This window comes from Pseudomonas sp. SDO5591_S426 (assembly GCF_054070755.1).
In genome coordinates this window covers 1-10,945 of sequence record NZ_JBSVXD010000183.1, presented here as the reverse complement: position 1 = coordinate 10,945, position 10,945 = coordinate 1, and the positions used below count along the sequence as shown (strand labels likewise).

Below are 10,945 nucleotides of genomic sequence, written 5' to 3'. Positions count from 1 at the left end.
CTTTTGATTTAAGAGCTAAAAGATCGCAGCCTTCGGCAGCTCCTACAGTACCCTCAGACATCGCATCAAATTGCGCAGGCGTTATGACTTTAATTCTTGGTATCGACCCCGGTTCGCGCATCACCGGTTACGGCGTGGTTCGTGATACAGGCCGTGGCTGCGAATACGTAGCCTCCGGCTGTATCCGCACCGGTGCCGGCGAGCTGTCTGAGCGCCTACAGATCGTCTACCGCGGTGTGCGGGAAATTATCCAGACCTACAAGCCAGTAACCATGGGCATCGAAAAAGTGTTCATGGCCCGTAACGCCGATTCTGCCCTGAAGCTTGGGCAGGCCCGTGGCGCGGCCATCGTGGCGGGTGCGGAAGAAAGCCTGGAAATTGCCGAGTACACCGCGACCCAGGTCAAGCAGGCGGTCGTCGGCACCGGAGCTGCCAATAAAGAGCAGGTACAAATGATGGTCATGCATATGTTGAAGCTGACCAGCAAGCCACAAATCGATGCCTCGGATGCCCTGGCCATCGCCATTTGCCATGCTCACACCCGTTCCAGCCTGTTGCCCCATGGCCTGGGTGCGGCACGCAGTCGTGGCGGGCGCCTGCGTCTCTGATAGCATCAGCAATCATTTTTCTGGAATGAGGGTTTTGCGCCTGTTTTGTCGGCACGAACCTCTTGCTCTGTCAGTCGCTGGCCCAGCACTGGCCAACGCTCAAGGATTTGTAACGTGATTGGACGTTTGCGCGGCACTCTGGCTGAGAAACAGCCACCGCATCTGATTCTGGATGTAAACGGTCTGGGGTATGAGCTTGAAGTGCCCATGACCACGCTGTATCGCTTGCCGTCGGTCGGTGAACCGCTGACGCTGCACACCCATTTGGTCGTACGCGAAGACGCGCAGTTACTCTATGGCTTCGTCGGCAAGCGCGAGCGAGACTTTTTTCGCGAGTTGATCCGTCTCAATGGTGTGGGGCCGAAACTGGCCCTGGCGTTGATGTCGAGCCTGGAAGTCGACGAGCTGGTGCGTTGCGTGCAGTCCCAGGACACTTCCGCGCTGACCAAGGTGCCGGGGGTGGGCAAGAAAACCGCCGAGCGCCTGTTGGTGGAACTCAAGGACCGCTTCAAGGCCTGGGAAACCGTGCCGGCCATGTTTGCCCTGGTGCCGAACCAGCCGGACGGGCCGGCGCCGGTCAACACCGCCGAAAATGACGCGGTCAGCGCGCTGATTTCCCTGGGCTACAAGCCGCAGGAAGCCAGCAAGGCGATTTCCGCGATCAAGGAGAAAGGCTTGAGCAGTGAAGACATGATTCGTCGTGCCCTGAAGGGAATGATCTAAGTGATTGAAGCTGATCGTCTGATCGCCGCCACGGGCGCCCCCCGTGACCGCGAGGAAGTCCAGGACCGGGCGATTCGTCCTGTCAGCCTGGCCGAATACATCGGCCAGCCGACCGTTCGCGAGCAAATGGAGTTGTTCATCCAGGCTGCCCGTGGGCGTAACGAGTCCCTGGACCACACATTGATTTTTGGTCCGCCGGGCTTGGGTAAAACCACTCTGGCCAACATCATCGCCCAGGAAATGGGCGTCTCGATCAAAAGCACCTCGGGGCCGGTTCTTGAGCGTCCGGGTGATCTGGCGGCACTGCTGACTAACCTTGAACCGCACGACGTGTTGTTCATCGATGAAATCCATCGCCTGTCGCCGATCGTCGAAGAAGTGCTGTACCCGGCGATGGAGGACTTCCAGCTCGACATCATGATTGGCGAAGGCCCGGCCGCGCGTTCGATCAAGCTCGATCTGCCGCCATTCACTCTGGTTGGCGCGACCACCCGAGCGGGGATGCTGACCAATCCGCTGCGCGACCGTTTCGGCATCGTCCAGCGCCTGGAGTTCTACAGCACGGCCGACCTCGCCACGATTGTCGGTCGTTCGGCGAATATCCTCGGCTTGCCGCTGGACCCTGAAGGCGCCTTCGAAATCGCCAGGCGTGCCCGTGGCACTCCACGAATCGCCAACCGTTTGCTGCGCCGGGTACGCGACTTCGCCGAAGTTCGTGCCAAGGGCCATATCACCAAGCCGATTGCCGACCTGGCCCTGAACCTGCTGGATGTCGACGAACGTGGCTTCGATCATCAGGACCGACGCCTGTTGCTGACCATGATCGAGAAATTCGATGGCGGGCCGGTAGGCGTGGACAGTCTCGCTGCAGCGATCAGTGAGGAGCGCCACACCATTGAAGACGTGCTGGAGCCTTACCTGATTCAGCAGGGCTACATCATGCGCACCCCTCGCGGGCGAGTGGTGACGCGGCATGCGTACCTGCACTTCGGCTTAAACATTCCGTCACGATTGGGCGAGATGCCCGTGGTAGACGAGTTTCTCGATGCCGTGGACGATTAATTAACTTTTGCGGGCTGAATTTTCGGGCATTGTGCTGTCCTAGGACCGTACTTTCGCGAGAAAGCCGCAGAACAATGAAAAACAGTTGCCTGGCCGGATTGGCAACCCGAGGAGTAAGCACTAGAGTATGCGCGCGCAAAACGGGCTTGAGCCTTTCGCACATCGTTGTCGCGTTTATTACGAGGACACCGATGCGGGCGGCATCGTGTATTACGTTAATTACCTCAAGTTTATGGAACGGGCTCGAACCGAGCGGCTACGAGAGCTGGGCTTTGCCCAATCGCAGCTGGCAGGGGAGGACCTGTTGTTCGTCGTGCATTCCAGCGAAGCGCGCTACCACGCGCCGGCGCGACTGGACGACGAACTGCTGGTAAGCGCTGAAGTAATCGAATTGAACCGTGTCAGCCTGCGCTTCAAGCAGCAGGTCAGGCGGGCTACGGATGATGCGCTGCTCTGCGAAGGGCAGTTTCTGGTGGCCTGTGTGCGCACTGAAAGTTTAAAACCCCGGGCCATTCCCGAAGCTCTACGAGCGGCCTTTGCCGACGTGAGCGGCGCGGGTACACACTCAAAGCAGGAGATAAAGCGTGGAAGCTAACGTCGTCGACCATTCCTCCATGTGGAGCCTGGTCAGCAATGCCAGTATCGTGGTGCAACTGGTAATGCTGATCCTGGTAGCCGCATCGGTGACCTCATGGATCATGATCTTTCAGCGCAGCAACCTGCTGCGCGCCGGTCGACGTGCCCTGGAGAGCTTCGAGGAGCGCTTCTGGTCCGGTATCGACCTGTCCAAACTTTACCGTCAGGCGGGTAGCAACCCGGACCCGGACTCGGGTGTCGAGCAGATTTTCCGCGCCGGCTTCAAGGAATTCTCCCGTCTGCGCCAGCAACCGGGCGTTGACCCGGAAGCGGTGATGGAAGGTGTGGCCCGTGCCATGCGCGTTGCCATTTCCCGCGAAGAAGAAAAGCTCGAGCAAAGCCTGCCGTTCCTGGCCACCGTCGGTTCCGTGAGCCCGTATATCGGTCTGTTCGGTACCGTCTGGGGCATCATGAACTCCTTCCGCGGTCTGGCGACCGCCCAGCAAGCGACGCTGGCCACTGTGGCACCCGGTATCGCCGAAGCACTGATCGCTACCGCGATCGGTCTGTTCGCGGCCATCCCAGCCGTTATCGCTTACAACCGTTTTGCTGCTCGCAGCGAAACCCTGCTGGGCCGTTACTACACCTTCGCCGATGAATTCCAGGCGATCCTGCACCGCAAAGTGCACACCAGCGAAGAATAAGCAGGTAATTTCCAATGGCTTTAATCGCTCGAGCTCGCAAAAAGCGCAAGCCGGTCGCCGAGATGAACGTGGTGCCTTACATCGACGTGATGTTGGTGCTGCTGGTCATCTTCATGGTGACTGCGCCGATGCTCAATCAGGGCGTGAAAGTTGATCTGCCCAAGGTTTCCAGCGAAGCCTTGCCGCAGGACAACAACACCCAGGTCCTGACTATTTCCATCAAATCCGACAAGACCTACTACTGGAACCTCGGTAGCGAAGTCGACACCGAGAAGCAGCAGGATCGTGCCATGACCCTGCCGCAGATGACGGATGCGGTGACCAAGATCATTCGCGTCGGCAACGAAGGCGGCAAGCGTACCCAAGTGTTCATTCGCGGCGACAAGAGTGTCGACTATGGCTCCGTCATGGGCGCCATGGGCGGGTTGCAGAAAGCCGGCGTCGGTAACGTTGGCTTGATTACCGAGGCGCCCTGATGCAGCAACAGCGAGAGCCGTCCGCCTCGGAAAGCTACTTCTGGCCTAGTGTCTGGGCGATTGGCTTGCACGTGCTGGTGTTCGGCATGCTGTTCGTCAGTTTTGCCTTCACACCGGAGCTGCCGCCGGCCAAGCCGATTGTCCAGGCGACCCTGTACCAGCTGAAATCGAAAAGTCGGGCGACCACCCAGACCAATCAGAAGATTGCGGGTGAAGCGCAGAAATCTGCTGCGCGTCAGACCGAAGTCGAACAGTTGGAACAGAAAAAGGTCGAGCAGGAAGCGGTGAAGGCTGCGGAACAAAAGAAAGAAGAAGCGGCTCAAAAGGCCGAGGAAGCCAAGAAGGCCGACGAGTCGAAGAAAGCGGATGAGGCGAAAAAGGCTGATGAAGCCAAGAAAGCCGATGAAGCGAAGAAGACCGCCGAAGCCAAGAAGGCCGAAGAGAAACAATTGGCTGATATAGCCAAGAAGAAATCCGAAGAAGAAGCCAAGAAAGCCGCTGAAGAAGAGGCCAAGAAAGCGGCCGCTGAAGAAGCGAAGAAGAAAATCGTCGAAGACGCGAAGAAGAAAGCCGCCGAAGACGCCAAGAAGAAAGCTGAAGCTGAAGAGGCGAAGAAGAAAGTCGCCGAAGACGCGAAGAAGAAAGCTGCTGCCGATGCTGCGAAGAAGAAAGCGCAGGATGCGGCACGTAAATCTACCGAAGACAAAAAGGCCCAGGCCTTGGCCGATTTGCTTTCCGACACGCCGCAGCGCCAGCAGGCGTTGGCAGATGAGCAGGGTGACGAAGTCGCCGGCAGTTTCGATGATTTGATTCGCCTTCGTGCGGCGGAAGGCTGGGCTCGTCCTCCTTCAGCACGCAAAGGTATGACAGTGGTGCTGCAAATCGGCATGTTGCCGGACGGTACGGTGACTTCGGCCAGCGTGGCCAAGTCCAGTGGTGACGGTCCGTTTGATGCGTCTGCTGTAGCGGCAGTGAAGAATATTGGACGTTTGACAGAAATGCAGGGAATGAAGCCGAGTGATTTCGCTCCGTATCGTTCATTCAAGATGACATTCACGCCTGAGGATTTAGCCCCGTGAGAAACCTTCTTCGAGGAATGCTAATCGCTATCTGCTGCATGGCAGGAATGGCGATGGCAGATGAGAAAAACATTCTGGTCACCAGCGGCAGTGATCGGGCCACTCCGATCGCGGTGGTGCCGTTTGGCAACCAGGGCGGCAGCGTGCTGCCGGACGACATGGCTGAAATCATCGGTAACGACCTGCGCAACTCGGGTTACTACTCGCCGATTCCAAAGCAGAACATGATCAGCCAGCCTAGCCAGGCCAGCGAAATCATCTTCCGTGACTTCAAGGCACTGGGTGCCCAGTACGTCATGGTTGGCAGCATTGTTCCGGCGGGCGGTCGCCTGCAGGTGCAATACGCACTGTTCAACGTCGCTACCGAACAGCAAGTGCTGACCGGGAGCGTGTCGGGCGGCGTCGATCAACTGCGCGACATGTCGCACTACATCGCCGACCAGTCGTTCGAAAAACTCACCGGCATCAAGGGTGCGTTCTCGACTCGCCTGCTGTACGTGACGGCCGAGCGTTTTTCCGAGAAGAACACTCGCTACACGCTGCAACGTTCGGACTATGACGGCGCGCGCGCCGTGACCCTGCTGCAATCGCGCGAGCCGATCCTGTCGCCGCGTTTCGCGCCGGATGGCAAGCGCATCGCCTACGTCTCGTTCGAGCAGAAGCGTCCGCGCATCTTCATGCAGAACATCGACACCGGTCGCCGTGAGCAGATCACCAACTTCGAAGGCCTGAACGGCGCGCCAGCCTGGTCGCCGGATGGCAATCGCCTGGCGTTCGTGCTGTCCAAAGACGGCAACCCGGACATCTACGTGATGAACCTCGGTTCACGTCAGATCACCCGCGTTACCAACGGTCCCGGCATCAACACCGAACCGTTCTGGGGCAAGGATGGTTCGACCATCTACTTCACTTCCGACCGTGGCGGCAAGCCGCAGATCTACAAAACCAGCGTCGGTGGTGGCGGTGCGGAGCGCGTAACTTTCGTCGGTAACTACAACGCCAACCCTAAACTGTCGGCAGACGAAAAGACCCTGGTAATGATTCACCGCCAGGATGGTTTCACCAATTTCAAAGTGGCGGCTCAGGATTTGCAGCGCGGTAGTGTAAAGATCCTCACTGATAGCACTCTGGACGAGTCGCCTACTGTTGCGCCCAACGGCACCATGGTAATCTACGCCACCCGCCAGCAGGGCCGGGGAGTCTTGATGCTCGTGTCCATCAATGGACGCGTAAGGCTCCCGCTTCCTACCGCACAAGGCGAAGTCAGAGAACCTTCCTGGTCCCCTTACCTGAACTGACGCGGCGCTATACGTTTTACTTAACACACTGGGGTTCATTAGGAGTTTCACGATGGAAATGCTGAAGTTTGGTAAATTTGCTGCGCTGGCTCTGGCCATGGCTGTAGCTGTAGGTTGCTCGTCCAAAGGCGGCGACAATGCCGGTGAAGGCGCTGTAGATCCAAACGCTGGTTACGGCGCAAACACTGGTGCAGTTGACGGCTCCCTGAGCGAAGAAGCTGCACTGCGCGCAATCACCACTTTCTACTTCGAATACGACAGTTCGGACCTGAAGCCAGAAGCCATGCGCGCTCTGGACGTTCACGCCAAAGACCTGAAAGCAAACGGCGCTCGCGTTGTTCTGGAAGGCAACACCGACGAACGTGGTACTCGTGAGTACAACATGGCACTGGGCGAGCGTCGTGCGAAAGCCGTTCAACGCTACCTGGTACTGCAAGGTGTTTCCCCAGCTCAGCTGGAACTGGTTTCCTACGGCGAAGAGCGTCCAGTTGCTACCGGCAACGACGAGCAGTCCTGGGCTCAAAACCGTCGCGTCGAACTGCGTAAGTAATTCGTCATGCGAACGTGCCGTCGTGCTGTAACTGTTCTGGCTCTCAGTCTCGCGCCGCTTGCGGCGTGGGCTGCGGTTCCTGTGGTCGATAACGACTCCGGCTATAACAATAGCGGGAGCAGTTATCCGCCTGCAGGTTACGGTACGAACGGCGCCTATGCCGGGGGAGGGGTTTCGGCCCCTGTCTCGGCACAGGGCGAGCTGTTCAACCAACTGCAATCAATGCAGCAACAGATCGAGCGCCAACAAGGTGCGATTGAAGTTCTGCAAAATGAAGTATCGCGCATGAAGCAAGAGAACCTGGAGCGATACCAGGATCTTGATCGGCGCATAGGAACCGGCGTTGCACCAGCCGCGACTCCTGAGAATTCTTCCGGCGGTGGCGATTTGAACGCCCCCGCTGCAGCAGCCGGCGCAAGTGCAGGAGCGGCAGCCGCTCAAGCACCCGCCGCGGGTAGCGAACCGGCAGATCCGGCGAAGGAAAAGCTCTATTACGATGCTGCCTTCGACCTGATCAAAGCCAAGGATTTCGACAAGGCCAGCCAGGCTTTCGCCGCATTCCTGCGCAAATACCCGAACAGCCAATACGCGGGCAATGCCCAGTACTGGTTGGGCGAAGTGAACCTGGCCAAAGGCGATCTGCAAGGTGCAGGTCAGGCATTTGCCAAGGTTTCGCAGCTGTATCCAAAGCACGCCAAAGTGCCTGATTCGCTGTACAAGCTCGCTGATGTAGAGCGCCGCCTGGGTCACACCGACCGGGTAAAAGGCATTTTGCAGCAGGTAGTGTCCCAGTATCCGGGCACTTCCGCCGCTCAGTTGGCCCAGCGCGATCTGCAGAAAATGTAAGGCTGCTTGACCTGTTTCGAAGAAACCCGCGCTTGTCGCGGGTTTTTTCGTTAGAATTCACGCCCTTTTTATGAAACACGCTTTTTGGGATCTGCGCATTGCCGGGGTTCCTTGAAGTGCCTGACGGAGGCGGACAGCCTGTTTAGCTGTTACGCCCGTGGCGACTATGCAAGACACATTGAGAATTACCGAAGTTTTTTACTCGTTGCAGGGTGAAACGCGGACTGCTGGCCTGCCCACTGTTTTTGTGCGCCTGACCGGTTGCCCTCTGCGTTGCCAATACTGCGACAGCGCCTACGCCTTCACCGGCGGAACAATTCGCACCCTCGACGATATCCTCGAGCAAGTTGCCGGTTTCCGTCCGCGTTATGTCTGTGTCACCGGCGGCGAGCCTCTGGCGCAACCCAATGCCATCCCATTGCTCAAGCGCTTGTGCGATGCCGGTTACGAAGTGTCACTGGAAACCAGTGGCTCTATTGATATCTCGGCGGTAGATTCCCGGGTCAGTCGCGTTGTCGACTTGAAGACTCCAGGGTCGAAGGAAGCGCACCGCAATCGCTACGAAAACATTGAGCTGCTCACGCCCAACGATCAGGTGAAATTTGTCATCTGCTCGCGGGAAGACTATGACTGGTCGGTCTCCAAGTTGATCCAGTACGGTCTGGAAAAGCGTGCCGGTGAAGTGCTGTTTTCGCCAAGTCACCATGATCTCAATGCACGGGACCTGGCTGACTGGGTGGTGGCGGACAACCTGCCAGTGCGCTTGCAATTACAGCTGCATAAATATCTTTGGAATGACGAGCCGGGGCGCTGATATGACGGAACAACTGAACACTGCGGAAAAACGTGCGGTCATCCTGCTGTCCGGCGGCCTGGACTCGGCAACCGTGGTGGCCATGGCCCGCGCCGAAGGCTACAGCTGCTACACCATGAGCTTCGACTACGGCCAGCGGTCCCGCGCCGAGCTGTACGCCGCCGAACGCGTCGCCCGGGATCTGGGTGTGGTCGAGCACAAAGTCATCGGTCTTAATTTCAACGGCATGGGCGGCTCGGCGCTGACCGACAGCAGCATCGATATTCCGGAAGAGTTGGGCGAAGGTATTCCTGTCACCTACGTGCCTGCGCGCAACACGGTTTTCCTGTCCCTGGCGTTGGGCTGGGCTGAAGTGCTTGGCGCACGAGACATCTTTATTGGCGTCAACGCCGTGGACTACTCCGGCTACCCGGACTGCCGCCCCGAGTTCATCGAGTCTTTCGAGCGCATGGCCAATCTGGCGACCAAGGCGGGTGTAGAGGGCAATGGCTTCCGCATTCAGGCGCCGCTGCAAAACCTCAGCAAAGCGCAGATTGTCCAGGCCGGCACCAAGCTTGGCGTCAATTACGGCCTGACCGTTTCCTGCTATCAAGCCGATGATGAAGGTCGTGCATGCGGTAAATGCGATAGCTGCCGACTGCGGGCGGAAGGCTTTATCGCGGCCGGAATCAGTGACCCAACACCTTATTTTTGATTTATTTCAAAATAGGTGTTGAATAGTCCTTAAAAATCAGTATTATACGCGCCACCACACAGCGGGTCGTTAGCTCAGTTGGTAGAGCAGTTGGCTTTTAACCAATTGGTCGTAGGTTCGAATCCCACACGACCCACCATTTTCAAGCAGTTTTAAAAGTCTGGAAGGCCCACGCAAGTGAGGATTTCCGGATTTTTTTTGCCCGCGATTTGTGTTTGCCCAGGCCTTGGGTGGCACTTCATGACGCAGGTCAGAATCATCTTTTGCATCCACCGGATATTCTGTAGCCTTGCCCAGCTTCAACGCTGTCCGTGCCTGATGAATACTCACTTTCCCGGCGGTACCCTGAAGGGTCCGGAGCCGGGTGTATACTCGACTTTCGCGCGAATGCGCCTGCAGGTCTTGCGAACATGACGCAGATTTCCGAACGCCTTCTGGTTCAAGCCCACCTCGATGCCAAGCAGCCCAAGCCGCTTACCGCTGACGAAGAGGCTTACTACCGTGCCGCCATCGCTGCCGAGCTCAAGGCTCAGGACGCGGTGCTGGTCGCTCACTTCTATTGCGACCCTGTCATTCAGGCCCTGGCCGAAGAAACCGGTGGCTGCGTCTCCGACTCGCTGGAGATGGCCCGTTTCGGCAGAGATCACTCGGCCAAGACCGTTGTGGTCGCCGGTGTGAAGTTTATGGGCGAAACTGCAAAAATCCTCACCCCTGAAAAACGAATCCTGATGCCAACCCTGGAAGCGACGTGCTCGCTGGACCTGGGTTGCCCGGTCGATGAGTTTTCGGCGTTCTGCGACCAGCATCCGGAGCGTACGGTGGTGGTCTACGCGAATACGTCGGCGGCAGTCAAAGCCCGGGCGGACTGGGTGGTGACTTCCAGTTGCGCACTGGAAATCGTCGAAAGCCTGATGGACAACGGCGAAACCATCATCTGGGGCCCGGACAAGCATCTGGGCACTTATATCCAGCGCCAGACCGGCGCCGACATGCTGTTGTGGGACGGCGCGTGCATCGTTCACGAAGAGTTCAAGTCCAAGCAGCTCGAAGACATGAAGGCGCTGTATCCCGATGCAGCGATCCTGGTGCACCCGGAGTCGCCGACGTCGGTGATCGAGCTGGCAGACGCCGTCGGTTCCACCAGTCAGTTGATCGCAGCGGCACAGAGCCTGCCGAACAAGACACTGATTGTCGCCACCGACCGCGGCATCTTCTACAAGATGCAGCAGCTGTGCCCCGACAAGGTGTTTATTGAAGCGCCAACGGCCGGTAACGGCGCGGCCTGCCGCAGTTGCGCGCACTGCCCGTGGATGGCGATGAATACGCTTGAGCGCACGCTGAAGAGCTTGAAGGAAGGGACGAATGAGATCTTCGTCGACCCGGCGCTGGTTCCTCAGGCAATTCGCCCGTTGAAACGCATGCTTGATTTCACTCAGGCGGCGCGGATGAAACTGGCCGGTAACGCTTAAGAGCAAAAGCAAAAGATCGCAGCCTTCGGCAGCTCCTACAGGGATT

Annotated in this window: 13 protein-coding genes and 1 tRNA gene; all 14 read left to right on the top strand. The window is 58.0% G+C overall.

The window, feature by feature from the left end; genetic code table 11:
* The first annotated feature begins 83 nt into the window (after window positions 1-83).
* The 14 genes from ruvC to nadA all read left to right on the top strand — a co-directional run bounded on the left by ruvC (window position 84) and on the right by nadA (window position 10,899).
* The gene (ruvC, locus tag ACW9JC_RS24985) at window positions 84-608 is read left to right on the top strand and encodes a crossover junction endodeoxyribonuclease RuvC (protein WP_338582626.1); all 525 of its coding nucleotides are present in this window, start codon (window positions 84-86) and stop codon (window positions 606-608) included.
* Window positions 609-722: 114 nt separating this feature from the next.
* Complete coding sequence (gene ruvA / locus ACW9JC_RS24980; RefSeq protein WP_056852661.1) at window positions 723-1,331, top strand: Holliday junction branch migration protein RuvA; 609 nt, start codon at window positions 723-725, stop codon at window positions 1,329-1,331.
* Complete coding sequence (ruvB, locus tag ACW9JC_RS24975; protein ID WP_150763668.1) at window positions 1,332-2,393, top strand: Holliday junction branch migration DNA helicase RuvB; 1,062 nt, start codon at window positions 1,332-1,334, stop codon at window positions 2,391-2,393.
* Window positions 2,394-2,520: 127 nt separating this feature from the next.
* Entirely contained in the window at window positions 2,521-2,988 is a 468-nt protein-coding gene (gene ybgC, locus ACW9JC_RS24970) for a tol-pal system-associated acyl-CoA thioesterase (RefSeq protein ID WP_150717234.1), read from the top strand.
* Complete coding sequence (gene tolQ, locus ACW9JC_RS24965) at window positions 2,978-3,673, top strand: protein TolQ (protein ID WP_008147369.1); 696 nt, start codon at window positions 2,978-2,980, stop codon at window positions 3,671-3,673. The genes ybgC and tolQ overlap by 11 nt, the downstream gene beginning before the upstream one ends.
* Before the next feature lie 23 nt (window positions 3,674-3,696).
* On the top strand, window positions 3,697-4,149 hold the full coding sequence (tolR, locus tag ACW9JC_RS24960) for a protein TolR (protein WP_162135951.1): 453 nt from the start codon (window positions 3,697-3,699) through the stop codon (window positions 4,147-4,149).
* A complete protein-coding gene (tolA, locus tag ACW9JC_RS24955) occupies window positions 4,149-5,228 on the top strand; it encodes a cell envelope integrity protein TolA (RefSeq protein WP_338582623.1) in 1,080 nt (359 codons plus the stop codon). Before tolR ends, tolA begins: the two co-directional genes overlap by 1 nt.
* A 17-nt stretch (window positions 5,229-5,245) precedes the next feature.
* Window positions 5,246-6,526, top strand: a complete 1,281-nt coding sequence (gene tolB / locus ACW9JC_RS24950) for a Tol-Pal system beta propeller repeat protein TolB (protein ID WP_416126405.1) — start codon at window positions 5,246-5,248, stop codon at window positions 6,524-6,526.
* A 52-nt stretch (window positions 6,527-6,578) separates the two neighbouring features.
* Window positions 6,579-7,076: a peptidoglycan-associated lipoprotein Pal gene (gene pal / locus ACW9JC_RS24945; RefSeq protein WP_003178634.1), complete on the top strand. Its 498-nt coding sequence runs from the start codon at window positions 6,579-6,581 to the stop codon at window positions 7,074-7,076.
* Window positions 7,077-7,082: 6 nt separating this feature from the next.
* On the top strand, window positions 7,083-7,922 hold the full coding sequence (gene ybgF, locus ACW9JC_RS24940; protein ID WP_338582621.1) for a tol-pal system protein YbgF: 840 nt from the start codon (window positions 7,083-7,085) through the stop codon (window positions 7,920-7,922).
* Window positions 7,923-8,088: 166 nt separating this feature from the next.
* Window positions 8,089-8,736 (top strand): 7-carboxy-7-deazaguanine synthase QueE, encoded by a 648-nt coding sequence (gene queE, locus ACW9JC_RS24935; protein WP_338582620.1) that lies wholly within the window; start codon window positions 8,089-8,091, stop codon window positions 8,734-8,736.
* 1 nt (window position 8,737) lies between these two features.
* A complete protein-coding gene (gene queC / locus ACW9JC_RS24930; protein WP_457458290.1) occupies window positions 8,738-9,430 on the top strand; it encodes a 7-cyano-7-deazaguanine synthase QueC in 693 nt (230 codons plus the stop codon).
* Window positions 9,431-9,493: 63 nt separating this feature from the next.
* Window positions 9,494-9,569 (top strand) — tRNA-Lys (locus ACW9JC_RS24925).
* Window positions 9,570-9,840: 271 nt separating this feature from the next.
* Complete coding sequence (nadA, locus tag ACW9JC_RS24920) at window positions 9,841-10,899, top strand: quinolinate synthase NadA (protein ID WP_338582618.1); 1,059 nt, start codon at window positions 9,841-9,843, stop codon at window positions 10,897-10,899.
* Window positions 10,900-10,945: the final 46 nt, after the last annotated feature.